The following is an 18,054-nucleotide window of genomic DNA, read 5'->3' as shown; positions in this document are numbered from 1 at the left end:
GCCTGCTTTAGACTTGATAACAACGATATAACGAATTATAGAACATAGAGCGGAAAGATGAAATACGACCTTCAGTCGCATCTTGACAAGGTGTATGCGACTTACCCCGAGGCAAAGCGTCTGCCGATAATAGGTATCACGACCAACTTTACAGAGCGTGATGCCACATTAAGAGACGTCTATTATAAACAAGTAGTAACCGCTGGTGGCATTCCAATACTCATCCCGCCAGTCGCTGATAAGGATGTTCTTGTCAACACACTAGACCATCTTGATGGACTACTATTGACTGGTGGTGCTGATATTAACCCACTTTGGGTAGGTGAAGAGCCCTCTACTCATCTCCATGGTATCAATGCTGAGCGTGATCAAGCCGAACTCATGCTTACCAGATTAGCCTTCAATCGCCAGATACCTATGCTGGGTATCTGTCGAGGAATACAAACACTTGCTGCTGCCTTGGGTGGTTCTGTACAACAGGATATCTATGAGGATTATATCAGAACAGATGCTACTGTTGAGAAGAAATTAGCTAAGGATAAAACAATCACAACCTTCCATGCTGCAACCATCAAGCATTCTCAAGACGCAGAACGCAGTGAGAGGACGCATAGCGTTACGATTAACAAGTCATCAATACTCTATGCTCTCTACAAGGAAGAGCGCATCTACGTCAATTCCTTCCATCATCAAGCTGTCAAAACACCCGGTAAACGCTTTCGAGTAACGGCTGTTGCACCTGATGGAGTTATCGAGGCAATGGAGAGCACAGAGTTTAAACCCATCATGGGAGTGCAGTGGCACCCTGAGTGTTTGGGTGAGGATGGAGGCAAACTATTCCTTTGGTTGGTCACACAAGCTAACAACTTCTATATCGCCAAGCAGCTTCATAAGCGTGTACTAACCCTCGACACGCACTGCGACACACCGATGTTCTTCCCTCAAGGAGTGCGGTTCGATCAACGCGACCCACGCATTCTCTACGACCTTCATAAGATGACAGAAGGACATCAAGATGCCGTAACGATGGCTGCTTATCTGCCACAACCAAAGATTGGAGAGAGCTTCTCTTCTAAGATTGATGTCGCTGGATTGAAGCATTACAACCCTACTCTCTCTAAGGCTCTCGACCATCTTTCTCCAGCGGTATATGCCGATCTCATCTTCGACAAGATAGAGGAGATTGTGAAGCAGAACCAGCGTTACATCAGTATAGCTCGTACTCCTTCCGACCTCTACGAAGACAAGCGCAAGGGGCGCAAGAGTATTATGTTTGCCATAGAGAATGGCTTAGCTTTGGAGCATAAGATCGAGAACATCAAGCACTTCGCACAACGAGGTGTGGTTTACATCACGCTTTGTCACAACGGAGATAACGATATTTGTGACTCGGCACGAGGCTGTAATACGCATGGAGGAGTTAGTAAGTTTGGTGAGGAAGTCATAAGAGAGATGAATCGAAATGGTATCATGGTCGACTTGAGTCATGGGGGTGAGAAGAGCTTTTATGACGCTCTTGACATCAGTACACAGCCGATTGTCTGCAGTCATTCCAATAGCAAGGCTCTATGCGACGTTCCCCGTAACCTCACTGACGATCAGATGCGTGCTCTGGCAAAGAAGGGCGGTGTTGCACATATAACTATGTATCATGGATTCCTCAAGAAGGACGGTGAGGCAACCATTATGGACGCTATTGCTCACCTCGAACATGCCATTGATATCATGGGTATTGACCATGTAGGAATAGGCACCGACTTCGATGGTGATGGTACGATAAGGGGCTTAGCTGATGCCAGCGAGATGATTAACTTCACCTTACAACTATTGCGTCGAAAGTATAGCGAACGTGATATTGAGAAGATATGGGGTGGTAACTGGCTGCGTGTCATGGCTCGTGTGCAGAGTGTAAGATAGTTTTTTTGATTACAATAAACAATGATGAAAACAAAAATAAGGATTCTTTTAGGGTGCATCCTAGCCCTCACTCTGACGAGCGTAGCCTATGGATGCAAAGGAAAAGCAAGTAATAACAATGCGACATCGGATGCTGATACTGCTACAACAGCGCATCCTATTGGTCCAAAGTTCAATTCCGACTCTGCTTACGCATACACTGCTGCGCAATGCGAGTTCGGTCCTCGCACCATGAACTCTACTGCCCATGAGCAATGCGGCAAGTGGATTGTGGAGCAATTCAAGCGTTTTGGATGTGAAGTTGAGGAACAAAAGGCAGACTTAAAGGGCTATGACGGAACAGTTCTAAAGTCTACTAACATCATAGCCAGGCTCAACCCACAGGCAAAGAAACGTGTTCTTCTCTGCGCACACTGGGATAGTAGACCTTGGGCAGACAATGATCCAGACTCTACCAACCACCGTAAACCAGTCATGGCAGCCAACGATGGCGCTAGTGGAGTTGCTGTTATGCTTGAGATTGCACGCCAGTTACAGGCAGATAAGAAGTTTACTATGGGTGTAGACTTCGTCTGTTTCGATGCCGAGGATTGGGGAGTTCCACAGTGGGAGACCAACTACAAGGACACAGGAGACAGCTGGGCACTCGGTGCGCAGTACTATTCTCTGCACTTCCCAGGCAAGATTAAGCCCGAATATGGCATTCTCTTGGACATGGTAGGCGGTGAAGGTGCGCAGTTCTATCGTGAAGGAATGTCGCAGCAATACGCTAATAACATTGTTGAGAAGGTGTGGGCAGCAGCAAAGTCAGCTGGTTTTGGCTCTTACTTCCCTGATTCTCCAGGTGGAATGATTACTGATGACCATATTCCAGTGAACCAGAATGCAGGCATACCAACGATAGATATTATCCCATACTACCCTGATTGCGCACAGAGCAGCTTTGGTCCTACGTGGCACACCATCAATGATACGATGGAACACATTGATAAGAATACACTGCAGGCAGTGGGTCAGACCATCATTCAAGTTCTATATACTAAATAAGAGAAAGAAGTTTTTTCCATATAAGGCTAGCTCTTTGAGTCATCTCAAAGACGCTAGCCTTCTTTAGTTTCAGAGGTCTTCTATCCTAGCAAAAGGTGTTCTCAAGAAGATAGAAGACTACTTTTCATGACACAAAATCATGCTTTGCACAGCCCTCCCTACCCACTTCTATCCTCTAGGAAACTTCCCCTTACCTTCTAAAAGAACCTGATGTAAAGTGGGAAAAAGCGTTTATCAGACATAAAAATAGACTAAAAATGATAGCTTAATAGATTAAAAGCGAAAATAAAATAATCTATTTTTCAAATTTAATAAGTCTCTTCTGCTGTATAGCTAAGTGTATTCAGGGGAATAGTTAAGGCTTGCCACTATAATTGACCAGCCTCAACTTGCAGTACAATACGCTCTACAAGGCGATCAGCTCCTTGTGGATCGTAACGCTTCTTTAGGCTACTTCCAAACGCCCAAGCGAACGCTTGATAGAAACCGGCACGAACAGGACCAAGGAAAGCTTGCACCAGTTCGTAGGAAGTAGAGTTACATTCGCGGTCAATGAGTTTGATGAGTAACTTGCCTTGAGTGAATGTTAACTTCTTCATGCGAGGCTTATATGTATTCCAAATCTCCTTTTCCACACGCTTCATGTGCGCATCTCTTTCCTTCTTTGTAGGGATAGTTTCGAGGTAAGCACCCGTCTCGAGAATAATTTGATGACACTCTTTAGCAATAGGAAGAACCTTCTTGATGTTATAAACCAAGCGATAATATGCCGTTTCCTGAGCCTTATCTTTGAACTCCATAGGCGGAAATACATACACATTACTTGTCCTTACGTATTGAATACTATCGCTTCCTACCTTCGCTTTACCGATGTGTACCATCGGAACAAACGTCGGAGAGTTCATGTCAACAACACGATCTTCAGGGTTAATATGGTCTTGTGCCATTGCAGCCGAAGCAAAGGCAAACAGCGACAAAAGCGTGAAAAGTTTTCTTATTAATCTCATACTATGGGCAAAAGTAGCATTTATTTCTGAAGACGAATAGGTTTTTAATATTATTTTGTCATTTTCCTTAGATTCTTATTACATGCTAAGTAACGAAGAATCAACCAACTGCTTTCATTGAGTCTATCGACTCTATAGGGAATGAATTGGCATATCCATGTAACGAATTAACACTCCGAATGCCATTCATCGAACCTCATCTCTCCACAAGGAAACGGAAGGACAGACTGTCATAATGTAACTTTTACCATAGGAAAAACGCCTTGTTGGCTTCGACAGATTACTTTGTGATACTAAAGATTGTTAATTCCTTGACTTTTATTCACCCTCTTCTCTGCATGTATGGATATTTTTCCTACATTTGTGAAAACAATTCTATACGCAGAAAACAATGGTTCTGATAAGGTTATAATAGTAGTAATTGCAGAACTAAAATCTACCTTGACACTTATTCCATAGGTGCTCGTGTGGGAGAAGAAACTATCAATAATGAAACTAAGAAGCGTGAAAAAGACCTTATTTTGCACCTTGCTCTTGGCTTTGTCGTTGGGAGCAACAGCGCAAGACAATACTGGCTACGGTGCTAATGATGACCAATTCAAATCATTAGCAGAGGAGGTTGTGAAGCTAAAGAAGTCCAATGACAAGTTTAATGTGTACTTCAACTATGCTGCAAGTGCGCAACTTGACCAAGAGGCAAGCAAAGATTGGAGTTCACACTTTGCCAACAGACAACTAAGAATAGAGGTTAAAGGTCATCTAACAGACCAACTCTACTACCGCTTCCGACACCATTTAAACAAGTCGAATGGTGCTACCAGCGAGGATAACTTTGCTAAAGCGACCGACTTAATGATGCTTGGTTATAAGGTTTCGGACGCTTGGAGGGTTGAAGTAGGTAAGATGGGGCAGATATGGGGAGGCTTCGAATATGATGAAAATCCGCTGTTTATCTATCAATACTCCGATTTCCTCTCACAGATGGACATCTTTGTTGCTGGTGTGACAGTGGCTTACACCCCTACTCCAACGCAGGAGTTTGCCTTTGAGGTATCTAACTCTCATAGCAATAAGTTCGCTGACATCTATGGTGAAAACGCCATGTATGAGGATGGGAATGGCTTAAATCTGAAACCGCTAAAGCCCTCCTGCCATCCATTAACCTATATCGTCAACTGGAATGGTAGCTTCTTTGGTGACAAACTACAGACTCGCTGGGCATGTGGAATACAAGGGGAAGCACGTAAGAAGTATAGTCGTATGGTCATACTTGGGCAGAGATTGAACTTAGAGAAGCTACAATGTTACTTCGATTATGTGGGTTCGTCGGATGGAGTCGACCGTTCTGGTATCGCCTCAAAGGATATGCAAACAGCCAGTCCAAACGTCTATAGCAATAACGTGTGGGCTGCCGGTGTGCATTACAACACCTTTGTTACGAAAATAAACTGGCAATTCGCACCACGTTGGAACCTAATGGTTAAGGGCATGTATGAGACTGTCAACGCCAAAAACATCCCTTCTTTGAAGGATTACCGCAAGAGTTATGGCTATGTAGGAAGCGTTGAATACTACCCTATCAAGAGCCAAGATCTACGTGTGTTCCTCGCTTATATAGGTAAGAAGGTACGCTTTACAGAACTTAGCGGATTGAGTAACTACAATACAAACCGCATTGAACTCGGTTTCATGTATCGCATTAAAGCATACTAATGTATCGTATCAAAGCATACTAAATAATACTAAACAAAATATTAATTAAGCAATGGAAGAAAAGAAATTTCGTATAGAGAGTGACCTTCTAGGTGAACTTCAAATACCAGAAGAGGCGTATTATGGTGTACAAACACAGCGTGCCATCAATAACTATCACATATCACGCAAGCGCATGTGTGACTATCCTGACTATGTCACAGCAATAGCTTATGTGAAGCTAGCAGCCCTTGAGACGAACCGACAATTAGGTGAGATTAGCAACGAAGTAGCTGATGCGATGGCTCAAGCATGTCGAGAGATTATTGGTGGAAAGTTGCATGAGAACTTCGTTACCGATATGGTACAAGGTGGTGCAGGAACGTCTGTTAACATGAATGCCAATGAAGTGATTGCGAACCGCGCATGCGAAGTTATGGGTCATAAGAAGGGCGAGTTCCAATACTGCGCACCGAATGATCATGCTAATTGTGGTCAATCAACTAATGACGTCTACCCTACTACCATTCGTCTAACTCTCATCCTTCTCAATAGTAAACTGATTGAGTCTCTGAACCACTTAATCAATGCCTTCCGCAAAAAAGGCAATGAGTTTAAGAACATCATCAAGATGGGTCGCACCCAACTACAGGACGCTGTGCCTATGACTAGCGGTCAGGAGTTCAACGCCTTCGCAAACACTCTAGAGGAGGAAGTCGCTAATCTCAACCGCAATGCAGCCCTTTTACATGAGATCAACATGGGTGGTACTGCCATAGGAACAGGCTTGAACGCTGCCCCAGGATTCCCTAAGATCTGTGCAGAAAAGCTCTCAGAGCTAACCGGGTATCAGTTTGTTGCTGGCTCAGACTTGGTAGAAGCAACCCCAGACACTGGTGCTTATGTTAGTTACTCAAGCGCTTTGAAGCGTCTAGCTGTTAAGTTATCTAAGATCTGCAACGACCTCCGCTTGCTTGCTTCTGGTCCACGTTGTGGATTAAACGAGATCAATCTCCCACCTATGGCTCCAGGCTCAAGTATCATGCCAGGAAAGGTGAATCCAGTCATTCCAGAGGTCACTAACCAAACTTGCTTCAAGGTGATTGGCAACGACACAACCATTATGATTGCAGCAGAAGCAGGTCAGCTCCAGTTGAATGTCATGGAACCTATCATCACAGAATGCCTCATTGAAGACCTCACATGGTTGCCTAATGCGATGGACACACTACGTGAGAAGTGCATCGATGGCATAACAGTGAACAAGGAAAGATGCCTAGAGATGGTGAAGCATTCTATAGGTATTGTAACCGCTCTGAACCCTTACATCGGTTACAAGAACAGCACAAAGATTGCCAAGGAAGCCCTCGAAACAGGTGGTTCTGTTTATGATCTCGTCCTCAAACACAATATTCTTTCTAAGGAGAAGTTGGATGCGATTCTCTCTCCAGAGCACATGCTTCACTCGGAAGAGCATATCAAGTAAAGTAAATTTCATGCGTTTCTATAGGCGATAAAGTCTATTGAACACATACAAACAAATTAGGTGGATGCGTCAAAACAAGGGTTTCGACACATCCACTTTCTTTTTATCTAGACTCAAACAAAGCAACAACTACCCTTCTCTTCATACCGTATAAAACCACTAGAAAACCCACTCTTACAGGAAAACCGACGCTCTTCTTTGTCATTCTCAACCTTTTTCATAACTTTGCGCAAATGATAATTCAATTACACAAAGCCAAACCCAGGGTGGAAGAACTCGACTTCCTCAAATGCGTTTTCATAACTTTAATGATTGCATTCCACCTTGTTTACATCGGTAACACCTATCCCGTTGCCAAGCAATATGTATATACTTTTCACATGCCAGGCTTTCTCTTAGTCTCTGGTTACCTCTTTAACGTGCGCAAATCATGGTCGGCATTGGGCAAAACGCTCCTTTGGATATTCATTCCTTACGCCATTATGGAATCGAGTTACACGTTAATGGCGGCACTCCTACCCATTCGGGAACACATCAATCATCTAACGCCTGCCATCCTCTTAGACCATATCTTCCTACATCCAATAGGTCCTTATTGGTACTTACACACGTTAATTCTATGTGGATTATCCTATTATTTGGCATTTAAAACGCCGTCAGGACGAGTTATCAAGACAAGTGGTACAGATACAACCAATGTGGATTTAAAGCCGAGAGAAGGCTCTAAAAAGGGCAAGATAGCAAACTTCATCAACACACTTAGCCAGCCTCAACAACTCTGGATAGGTCGAACTATCCTCCTAACCTTGTTTCTTTGGCTCCTATCTCATGGTTGTCAACTCCTCTCAGTGGCTAATGCTGCCTACTTCCTTGGCGGTGTCATCATCCGACAAGGGGTTGGAGACTTTCGCAAAAGTTTCCCAGCTCAATGGTGGATCATCATTCTCTTGATCATAATTAGCCTCGATGTCAACAATTACAACCGTGCTTCATACGGCGGTGTGTGCATCGTCTACCTCGTAATCAGTACGTTATTGTGGCTCTATCGCCTACGAATTCCAACACAATTACGCCGTATCATGCTCTTTGTTGGGCGCAATACCTTCCCCTTATTGCTATTTTCTCCCATCTTCACCATGCTTGCCAAGTACTATCAAAACCTACTGATTAAGATAGAACCAACGGGCATGTTGTTCCTTCTCATAAGTGTTCTCTTTGCCATAACGGGCTCTTTTGCCATCACATGGGTGATGGATAAGATCGGACTCTCCCGTCTTTTCTTTGGACAAAGAACGTTTTTAAAATAACAGAAAACATCATTCCAGATTATTACAAGTGCTTTGGAGAACCATTACAAAGCACTTGGAGAACCATTACAAGCCTTTTGTAATAATCTGGAATGTGCGGAACTCATAGAGAACGATAGGCTTTAAGCAAGGGAGAAGATCATTAACAAAACAGGGATACACGCTTGTGTATCCCTGTTTTTGGCTTTAGTTTTACCGCAGAAGGGCGATAAAACGTATAAAAAATGAACTTATTTCTTAGGTATAATCTCGTAGACATCAGCCTTACCAACTAATTCCATGCGAGTAACCTTCTTATCAACTTTAGCAGTGAAGAACGGCTCGTTGGTCTTTATCTCAGCCTTCAAGCGACCGCGCTTGTCGTATTGTCGCAAGCAAACAGGCTCGTTCGTTGGCAATGAAAGTAGGAAGGTGTAAGCCGTAATGCCGCTCGGAACCTCGAAAGAAAGGCTGCCTGTGCTATGGAAAGAAGTCTCTGGACGATGGTCGAACGCCAACTGGAGCGCATCAGTTGCTGTATCAGCAGCCCCCACAGGAGTGACTACGAACGAACGAATAGAAGCCCAGTTCTTACGATCAGAATCGAGTCGACGCAAACGAATAAAGCGTGCCTCAATAGGACTATCAGACTTCCACTGGATGTCATACTGGTTGTGCATATCGCTCAAAAGCGGCTTCCATGTCTTGCCATCAACGGAATACTCCAACGCAAGATGGTCGTAGAAGTCGCAATCATCCTTAGAGTTTCTACCTTGAAGTACGTGTATCTCACGCAAAGACATAGGTTCTGGGAGGGCGACACCCATCCAGTCTCCTGCCTTCTGGCTCTCTCCTGAGGTGTAGAAAGTGGTGCTGTCACCATCTAACATCAATTTACTTTGGGTAGTACTAAGGCTTTTGTAAGAGCCAATCCCACGCAAGGTAAATGCTTTCTGACCTGATTGCTGCTCGTAAAAAGCATCGCCTAGGTCGGACATAGCGTGCTCGTAGAAGGGTTGTAACTTCATTGTTCCCGACTTATGAGCCTCGTATGCCTGCTTATCTGCCGCAGTCATACCACTATTCACATACGCTTTCCAGAACTTTCCAGCGTCACCTGAACGATAGAGATCCATGAGTTCGATTGCCTTCTTGCCCCTTTCTCCGAGCTTACCAAACTCTACAAGCCATGGTTTCAACTCTTTGAGCAATAGCGAATCGATGCATCCTGCCTCTATAGTAGCTGGTGCCTCTGCCACACGTTGGAACTCTTGATAGAGCTTATCACGCTTTTCTTTGGAGTAATCAGCCAATCGGAAGGGTTCAGTCTCCCATGATTCGTCACGACGATAGCCTGTTTCTGTATCGGCAGAATGGATGGCGAAGGTGCGATAAGCAGCCTTTGCGCGTGGCATCATGACCTCTAATCCACGTTCCCAACTATCTATTGCATTATAAGCAGACGGATTCCACGTGTAGTCGGCAACGCTATATAAGGACAACTTAGAGGCTTCGCCGTGTTCCATTGGGTTGCTGACGAGGCCGCACATATCATTAGCTGTGAGCGAGGTGTCCAATCCGTAAACCGGACCTTGTAGTATTAAATTGCGCACATAGTCGGTAACTGCATAGTTCCACCAGAAGAATGCGGGTCGTTTGATACGGCTGTTTACCCAGTCAAGGGTGCTCTTTGTAACGTCACTGCACACTACATCGCCTGTCCAGAACACTCTCACGGATGGATCAAGGGTCTTTCCATAAATGCTCAACGGACCATCCTCCCCTGGTTTTGCCCATAGTTTGGAATAGTCTGTAGGGCAGATAATCAATGGGGAAACGTCGCCCTTTGCCTTTACAAACTCCTTAGTCAAGCGGTTTAAAAGCTCAACTTGCTTGTTAGGATTGGTTCCTTCGCCCTCAATATCATCGAAGAAGATAGCGAACGAACGCACACCATCCGCATACATAAGGTCGAACTTATGCACAAGATTCTGATAATCTTCCTCGTTCCACTTGATATCCTTACCTGGATGAATAGCCCAAACGAAGTCTACACGGTTCCGTTTACAAGCGTCAACAAGCTCTTTGATGTTCTTTTGCTCCCGTTCGGGATAAGGCAAACGCCAGTTAGGTGAGCTGTGATAAGGGTCGTCCTTTGGACCATAGATATAGGTATTGAGCTTGTACTTGCCATAGAAATCAATCAAAGAAAGGCGTACAGCGTGTGACCATGGTGTACCATAAAAGCCCTCAACAACGCCACGATAAGGGAATACGGGACTGTCGGTGATCTCCAAACAAGGTAGTTTTTTACCCATCTCAACGGCTGGGCTCTCCATCATCTGGCGCAAGGTCTGGATGGCATAGTATATTCCTAGATCGTTCTCAGCCTGTATGTTGATTCCATTCTTAGTTATCTTCAACACGTAAGCACCATTAGTTGCAGCTACGCCAGCCATATCCTTTGTGAATTGGGCAGTATTTTTCACTAACTCGATACGCAGAGGTAGCCCCTTCTTAACCAATGGAATGAAGTTGAGGTCGGGCTGATAATCAATGCTCTTTACCTTCTTGTTCGTAACAGGATTGATGAGTTGAACACCATTACTGACGTCGATTGTCTCACCATTCATCATCCTCAACGAACGAGGAGTTGGGTTAATAACGAGTCCGTGATGGTCAATTCGATTGCCAGGAACGGGATTTACCAACTGAATCTCCGAACGCTGACTACCTAAATCGAACTCATTATCCTGCGCATGAGCCGCAGTTAAGGCACATAGCCCTACTGCAAATGTAACTAAAAGTTTCTTTTTAATCATGTAGGTTTTTAATGTTTAGATTCCTGCCTGCCCTCTATCAACACGGACAAGCATATATGAATGTTATTGCGTAATATATTTGATTTATGCTACAAAGATAAGGAATTAATTGGAATTAGAGCCAGAATAACAATAACATAATTGCTTTAAGCAAGGAAACAAACCCTTAGAACAGCATCAACAGAGTCCTAAAGACAAAGTAACATACGAACATATAGCCTTAATATGTTACTATGACCCTATGTTCATTTGTTACTCTGTCTCCAAAGCCCATGTTCTTCTGTCTCACACAAAAGCCTCACCCCCGTTAGGCGCCCCCTCTCTGTAGGAGAGGGGCTGGGGGTGAGGCCGTACCACGGAAGCGAGAGAACCAAATTAATACACTAGTTTTGAAAGACATTAATTTCACAATTAATAAAATCGAGTTGTCTTATTACAGAACGATTGATACCCTGAATCAACCTAAAAAAGCTCCCGTGGTAAAAAAAAGAAAGCCTCCCCAAGCCCCTCTTGGGAGGGGATGTCTTTAATCCGCTCACATATCTCTAGTTGTTTCAAACTATATCCAACAAAGACATCCCCTCCCTCGGAGGGGCTTGGGGAGGCTTTTACCCAGCTACTGGTCCACCCTCTTCCTTATTCTCTTTTTCTTTCGGCTCGGGGTCGGGGCTTTTCTGTTTCCTTCTGGCAGGGTTATCCACATCCACCTGAATGTCCTTCAATGCCTTACGGACTGGCTCCTTCCATGCCACTACAATATGCGGTTTCTTCAACGACTCGGCACAAACATCCTTCTCGTTAGTTTCCATCTTCGAGTTAATAACCGTGCGGAATGAGAAGATGTCGCCAAGGTCTAACGAACCACCCAATGAAACTACCTCTTTAGTGATGTTCTTCAACGTGATAAGCACATTACGCACGTCGCCCTCACTCAATGAAGTCTCGCGGACAATGCGCTCAACCAGCCATGCAGCGGAAAACTTACTCGGTGCTTTGGGCACTGCGCTATACGCTTTCTGTCCTTTGCGAGGACCAACTCGGAGAACATTCTCCTTTACTTTGAAATAAATCATAACTTTTGATATTTAAGGTTTTAAAATATGGGGTGCAACCGCTGGGCTGCACCCCATTGATTTTCAAGATTCTTTAGTCTCTTTTCCTCCCTCCATTTCCTTGCTCTGATACTTTAACTTAAAGTCCTCTTGCACTTCAACTTAAAGTCCTCTTGCACTTTAACTTAAAGTCCTCTTGCACTTTAACTTAAAGTCCCCTTGTAGTTTAACTTAAAGTCCTCCGATACTTTAATTTCGTGTGCCAAGATCTCTGTTCTTATAAACGATTAGAGGATAGAAAGGAGGGTGTCAAAAGCACCAGTGGAAGTATCCTGACACCCGCTTCTTTCTGCTGACTTTCAATATCAGTATCTGATGAATGGTCTTACTTTGGCAGGGATTGTTTTATCACCCAATTGAAATCCAAAGCTTGTACTATTGACAGAAATCTGCGCTTGTTGAAAACTTGAGCCATCTTGACATTCAGTGTCAGTCCAATAGACTCCTGTTGGAGCTGTTCCGCCGACATCTGTAAAGGCCTTATTAAAGCGAGTCATGTCCATTGCGGGGAAAGTTGGATTAGCTCCAGAGAAACCAGTTGCGGGAGCGTTTGCTGGTATTAAATACTCAAAATCTCTAGAATAATCCTTGTTCATCGTTCGGTAAGGGAGCCTCCCCAAGTTTACACCCATATCTAAAAATTGCCTCAATGTTGGTACAAACCAAAAAATACTGGGATTAAAAAATGTACCATAAGAGTTACTACCAAACCCTACTGTCTGATAGTAATTTAGGGCAAGTTGAATTGCAGAAGAGTTAGAACGGTTCGAATCGTCAGTCTTTCCCCATCTGCCGTATAAACCACCAAACAGATGCTTATAATTCAAGCAAACGTCAGAACTTGCTTGCGACGTTGTACTTGACCATTGCACGCCCCAAGATGGAGCAGGGGCATCGTTTAGAGCAACTGCAAGACGGTCATATGGGTCAATTACCACACCAATTGGCGTCTTTCCCGGGTTCTTAGAACGAGGTCCAGCAGTACCATCGCTATATAAATACATATAGCCCATATAAAGTTGGACATAAATCATGTATCTTTTGTTGGCTTCTACAAGTTTATGAGTAGGTACTTTAATTGTCTTTCCAACCAAGTCTCTGCCATAAAGCTCACCATAAGTAAATGTTAGTTTAAGGTTTGCACAATCACTATTTGGAAGCCAATAGCCTGTATAATTATAATCGTTCGGTATACTTGTTTTACCCCCAACAGAACCCATACCTGGTACATTTCCTCCAACATCAAAAGACTTTGAATCTTGTCCCATTAAAGGATATGTATAGCTGTCTGTTGACATATCATAAACCATTGTCTCTGGAAGTTTGTTAGGGAGTGTTTCTACGGTATATTTAAGGGCTTCTTCTGATTTAGCGGGTTTATATGCTATACCAGAAGTCCAGCCAAAACCGGTATTGCCCGTGATAACCCCTTCCATTTTACAGTTTACGAAAACGAGATTTCCCATTACCTTTGCCCCTGCGTGTTTCATTTCAAAATCAACAAACTGCTTAGGGTCTTGGTTAATGACAACCCCACGCTTTACTGTGAAGCGGGCTGTGCCTGCATCAGCGCGATTGACGGTAAACTGTGTACCGTTAGCTGAAACCTTGTCGTTGAAGCAGACAAAGTCGTAAGTGCCATGAGGCAGGATGATAGACTTGCCTTGTCCGGCATCAGGTGTAAAGTTAGCCCCATTGAATGTTCCCTTCAGTTCGCCCTTCTTTACGCCGCCTTGATAGGCCTGAATGGTGTAATGCGTTGGCGTGTAGATGGCACGTGTCTTTGCCTTAGGTTCTACGACATGCGTAGTGTCTGGTACAAGACTTACCTCAGCCAGCCACCCGTCACCTAAGTCTTGTATCTCTGGTTTCTCTGGTGCTGCAGCACGCGTGCCTGCAACCTCCTCGACTGGTTCGTAATTCTTTTCCTTGATGGTGAAAGAGACACTTCCCATACCCTCTTGTGTCTGTTCGTCAACGATGTCCTCGCTGTTGCTGCAGCCTGCAAGCGTTATGCCCATGAATAAAGCAGGTAGCAGGAAGAATGATTTAAAACGATTGATTTTCATTATTGTCTTTTTTTATTGTTCCTTTAGTTATAACTCTCTGTGTTTTATTTCTTAGAAATCGATAACTCCACCGTCTACATCTTCGCCTTTCTCCCAGTCGCTTTCAGTTGTCTGTGGAGCATTAGGATAAACAGAAGTGCAGATGAATGTTTCTGTCTCCATTTCGTGAACGATACACTCGGGTCGTTCGTAATCTTTCTTTTCTTGCTTTTTTCTCATTGCTTTTATTGATTAAAAAATAGTTATTATTACGTTTTAAATTTCTCTATATTTCAGTTTAAGTAAAGACACAGAAAAGAACAAAGGAAACTTACAGAAAGTCCTTTGTTTACAGGGTTTACGACACGCTTCGCGCGCGCGTATGCGAGAAGAAAAAATGTGTTATTTACGCCTGCTCTACTAGAGAGAGAGAGAGAGAGAGAGAGAGTATACAATTATTTGGAACTACCAAATAATTTGCTGTCTTTTTCTCAATATTAGATGTTAAAGAATCCAACGCAACGGCACATACATTTACACCTTTATTATATAAGGCGCAAACGTTAGCTTGATTGAAATTCGTTGTTTGTAACATCATTATTAATAAGTTAATTCTCACTCAACGGGCGCAAAGGTAAGAAGAAATATCGAAAAAGAGCAAAGATAAATAGAAAAAAGTGGATTTGATTCTAAAAATAATGGGAATTAAGAGAGATATAGGAGTTATACGCAGTTAAGCTAATACTAAGATTTCCAATATAATATAAAGAATATTAGGCTTAACTTCTTATATTATAACTCCTTTAAGTCTCTTCCTTTCCAATAAGAATTATCAAACACCTAAAGGGCGATAGATATCAAACTGGAAACCAAGTGCACTAATAATACGGAGGAACAACCCGACACCTGGCTCAACGACACCATTCTCAATCTTGGAGATATAAGACTTCGTTGTTCCCACCTGTTTCGCAAGCTCGCTCTGTGTCATCTTTGCTTCCTTTCTTGCTTGCAAAAGGATTTGTGATGCATAATAAGCTTTTGCTTCTTCCTCAAACTTCGCACGTTGTTCTGTACCTTCTTTACCATATTTAATGTCTAAGACATCATCATAATTTGATATTTTGTGATTGTTTGTCTGCATAATAAGCCTCCATTATTTTTAAAGCTTTATCTATTTCACTCTTAGGTGTCTTCTGCGTCTTCTTTTGGAATCCATTAAAAAGGACGACGACCTGTCCTTCATCAAAGATAAAAAACACTCGATATATATTGCCCTCATACTCTATTCTTAATTCAAATAGACCATCTTTAATAGCTTTAACAAACTTGGTAGAGAGCCTTTCCCGTATTTTAAGGAGCTGAAGAACATAATCTATCTTGCGCAGAACCTTATCGTCCAACGTCTTGATAAATGCTTGGAAATATCCTCCATACGTCCTTATCTTCCTTTCCATGCCACAAAGATAATAAAAAGTTTCTATATTAAGCAACTTATTTTACCCTTTAATGATATAAACGAAACAAGATGTAATTGCACCTCAAATGTCTACAAAAGCTACAAGTAGATGTTTGGATTACCTTTTTCCACCAACAAAAGCCTCATAATTCGATTTAATTTCTTACTTTTGTGACGTTTAAAATTAGGGATATTGTGCCCTTGTACTAGGTTAGGGTAAAGATGAAATTCAAGTATGACGTACTTGTTATCGGCGGTGGACACGCAGGTTGTGAGGCTGCTACAGCAGCTGCCAACATGGGTGCAATGACTTGTTTGATAACAATGGATATGAATAAGATTGGTCAGATGAGCTGTAATCCAGCAATCGGAGGTATTGCTAAGGGGCAGATAGTCAGAGAGATAGACGCTCTTGGAGGCTATATGGGACTGGTTACCGATGCTACAGCGATTCAGTTTCGTATGCTGAACCGATCAAAGGGACCTGCCGTTTGGAGTCCACGAGCACAGTGTGACCGTGGTAAATTTATCTGGGAATGGCGCACAATACTCGACCATACGGACAATCTCGACATCTTTCAGGATCAAGCCGACGAGCTGTTGGTAGAGAATGGTAAGGTGTTGGGTATCAAAACGATATGGGGTATTGATATCTATGCACGTACAGTGATTATCACTGCGGGAACCTTCCTTAACGGACTGATGCATATCGGGAAACGAAAGGTAGAAGGTGGACGATGTGCAGAGCCTGCTGTTCACAACTTTACAGAGAGCATCACGCGCCATGGGATTCGTGCTGATCGCATGAAGACGGGTACGCCTGTGCGCATTGACCGCCGTTCGGTACACTTTGATGAGATGGAACCACAACCGGGAGAAACCGACTATCATCAGTTCTCTTTCTATGGTCCGCATCGTCATCTACCACAGTTGCCTTGCTGGACGTGTAACACGAACGAGGAAGCACATGAGGTTTTGCGACGTGGAGTGGCTGACTCTCCCCTATTCAATGGGCAGATTCAGAGTACAGGACCACGCTATTGTCCTTCGATTGAGACGAAACTCGTCACCTTCCCTGACAAGAATAGCCATCCTCTCTTCCTCGAACCAGAGGGTGTTGACACGAATGAGATGTATCTGAATGGCTTCTCTTCAAGTATGCCTTGGGAGGTACAGTTGGATGCTATACATAAGATTCCTGCCCTGCGTGACGCTAAAATCTATCGTCCTGGCTATGCTATCGAGTATGATTACTTTGATCCAACACAGCTAAAACAGTCTTTGGAGTCGAAAGTAATCGAAGGTTTGTTCTTTGCTGGGCAGGTGAACGGTACGACAGGATACGAGGAAGCTGGCGGACAAGGCTTAGTGGCGGGTATCAATGCTGCCCTACTCTGTGCGGGTAAGGATCCTTTCGTGATGAATAGAGACGAGAGTTATATCGGTGTGTTAATTGATGACCTTACTACAAAGGGCGTTGATGAACCTTATCGTATGTTTACTTCGCGTGCAGAATACCGTATTCTCTTACGCCAAGACGATGCAGATGCGCGACTGACGGAGCGTGCTTATAATATAGGTATAGCTAAACAGGACCGTTATGACTGGTGGATGCAAAAGAAGGAGCATATCAATCGTATTCTTGACTTCTGTAACAACACTTCTGTTAAGCCTGAAGTTGTAAACGGTTTCTTGGAGCATTTGGGTACTTCTCCTATCAAGGGAGCAACGAAGATAGTAGACCTTGTTGCACGTCCACAGGTCAACTTTGAGAACCTTTCGGCTGTAATTCCAAGCCTTAAAGAGGCTATCGAGGCTTCGCCGAACCGTAAAGAAGAGATTGCTGAGGCTGCTGAAATCAAGCTAAAGTACAAAGGCTATATCGATCGTGAGCGTGTATTTGCGGAGAAAATGCGACGTCTTGAAGACATTAAAATAAAAGGACACTTCAAGTATAGTGAACTACACGACCTCTCGACAGAGTGCCGACAGAAGTTAGAACAGATTCAACCGGAGACGCTCGCACAAGCAAGTCGTATTCCAGGAGTGAGCCCAAGCGACATTAATGTACTGCTTGTCCTCATGGGAAGATAACTTTCTTTGGACAAATAAGTCCTAACACGTGGATGAAAGGAACACCCCTAAAGGTTAAAAAGACACCTGTTTCACGTGAAACAATAG

General features: G+C 43.5%; 14 protein-coding genes. 6 read left to right on the top strand and 8 right to left on the bottom strand.

The features are described from left to right. The first annotated feature begins 57 nt into the window (after nucleotides 1–57). Nucleotides 58–1,917 carry a membrane dipeptidase gene (locus O3603_RS00245; RefSeq protein ID WP_371519430.1) on the top strand — a complete coding sequence of 620 codons (1,860 nt, stop codon included), beginning with the start codon at nucleotides 58–60 and terminating at the stop codon, nucleotides 1,915–1,917. A gap of 24 nt (nucleotides 1,918–1,941) precedes the next feature. Continuing rightward, complete coding sequence (locus O3603_RS00240; RefSeq protein WP_314519630.1) at nucleotides 1,942–2,964, top strand: M28 family peptidase; 1,023 nt, start codon at nucleotides 1,942–1,944, stop codon at nucleotides 2,962–2,964. Nucleotides 2,965–3,332: 368 nt separating this feature from the next. Here O3603_RS00240 and O3603_RS00235 read toward each other — a convergent pair whose 3' ends face one another. Then, entirely contained in the window at nucleotides 3,333–3,971 is a 639-nt protein-coding gene (locus O3603_RS00235; protein ID WP_199879762.1) for a DUF4294 domain-containing protein, read from the bottom strand. A 504-nt stretch (nucleotides 3,972–4,475) separates the two neighbouring features. Between O3603_RS00235 and O3603_RS00230 the strand changes: the two genes are divergently transcribed. The 3 genes from O3603_RS00230 (at nucleotide 4,476) to O3603_RS00220 (ending at nucleotide 8,456) form a co-directional block, all read left to right on the top strand. Continuing rightward, nucleotides 4,476–5,684 carry a porin gene (locus O3603_RS00230; RefSeq protein WP_371519697.1) on the top strand — a complete coding sequence of 403 codons (1,209 nt, stop codon included), beginning with the start codon at nucleotides 4,476–4,478 and terminating at the stop codon, nucleotides 5,682–5,684. 52 nt (nucleotides 5,685–5,736) lie between these two features. After that, nucleotides 5,737–7,149: an aspartate ammonia-lyase gene (gene aspA / locus O3603_RS00225; protein ID WP_155715004.1), complete on the top strand. Its 1,413-nt coding sequence runs from the start codon at nucleotides 5,737–5,739 to the stop codon at nucleotides 7,147–7,149. Between the two features lie 233 nt (nucleotides 7,150–7,382). Continuing rightward, complete coding sequence (locus O3603_RS00220) at nucleotides 7,383–8,456, top strand: acyltransferase family protein (protein ID WP_371519427.1); 1,074 nt, start codon at nucleotides 7,383–7,385, stop codon at nucleotides 8,454–8,456. A 230-nt stretch (nucleotides 8,457–8,686) separates the two neighbouring features. On the opposite strand, the gene O3603_RS00215 is transcribed toward O3603_RS00220, so the two are convergent. The 7 genes from O3603_RS00215 to O3603_RS00185 form a co-directional block, all read right to left on the bottom strand. Further along, nucleotides 8,687–11,257 carry a beta-N-acetylglucosaminidase domain-containing protein gene (locus O3603_RS00215; RefSeq protein WP_371519424.1) on the bottom strand — a complete coding sequence of 857 codons (2,571 nt, stop codon included), beginning with the start codon at nucleotides 11,255–11,257 and terminating at the stop codon, nucleotides 8,687–8,689. Nucleotides 11,258–11,865: 608 nt separating this feature from the next. Further along, nucleotides 11,866–12,330 (bottom strand): DNA-binding protein, encoded by a 465-nt coding sequence (locus O3603_RS00210; RefSeq protein WP_371519422.1) that lies wholly within the window; start codon nucleotides 12,328–12,330, stop codon nucleotides 11,866–11,868. Between the two features lie 344 nt (nucleotides 12,331–12,674). After that, a complete protein-coding gene (locus tag O3603_RS00205; protein WP_371519420.1) occupies nucleotides 12,675–14,438 on the bottom strand; it encodes a hypothetical protein in 1,764 nt (587 codons plus the stop codon). 51 nt (nucleotides 14,439–14,489) lie between these two features. Beyond that, a complete protein-coding gene (locus O3603_RS00200; protein ID WP_314520101.1) occupies nucleotides 14,490–14,657 on the bottom strand; it encodes a fatty-acid--CoA ligase in 168 nt (55 codons plus the stop codon). A gap of 166 nt (nucleotides 14,658–14,823) precedes the next feature. Beyond that, nucleotides 14,824–15,015 (bottom strand): hypothetical protein, encoded by a 192-nt coding sequence (locus O3603_RS00195; RefSeq protein WP_371519417.1) that lies wholly within the window; start codon nucleotides 15,013–15,015, stop codon nucleotides 14,824–14,826. Between the two features lie 234 nt (nucleotides 15,016–15,249). Then, nucleotides 15,250–15,558 (bottom strand): helix-turn-helix domain-containing protein, encoded by a 309-nt coding sequence (locus tag O3603_RS00190; RefSeq protein ID WP_009434344.1) that lies wholly within the window; start codon nucleotides 15,556–15,558, stop codon nucleotides 15,250–15,252. Beyond that, entirely contained in the window at nucleotides 15,524–15,871 is a 348-nt protein-coding gene (locus O3603_RS00185) for a type II toxin-antitoxin system RelE/ParE family toxin (RefSeq protein ID WP_371519414.1), read from the bottom strand. Before O3603_RS00185 ends, O3603_RS00190 begins: the two co-directional genes overlap by 35 nt. Nucleotides 15,872–16,095: 224 nt before the next feature. Between O3603_RS00185 and mnmG the strand changes: the two genes are divergently transcribed. Continuing rightward, nucleotides 16,096–17,967: a tRNA uridine-5-carboxymethylaminomethyl(34) synthesis enzyme MnmG gene (gene mnmG / locus O3603_RS00180; RefSeq protein ID WP_371519411.1), complete on the top strand. Its 1,872-nt coding sequence runs from the start codon at nucleotides 16,096–16,098 to the stop codon at nucleotides 17,965–17,967. Nucleotides 17,968–18,054: the final 87 nt, after the last annotated feature.

The organism is Prevotella sp. 20925_1_30, from assembly GCF_041433025.1.
GTDB lineage: Bacteria > Bacteroidota > Bacteroidia > Bacteroidales > Bacteroidaceae > Prevotella > Prevotella vespertina.
Note: the sequence above shows the minus strand (reverse complement) of the source record. Positions and strands in the feature narration are given on the sequence as shown.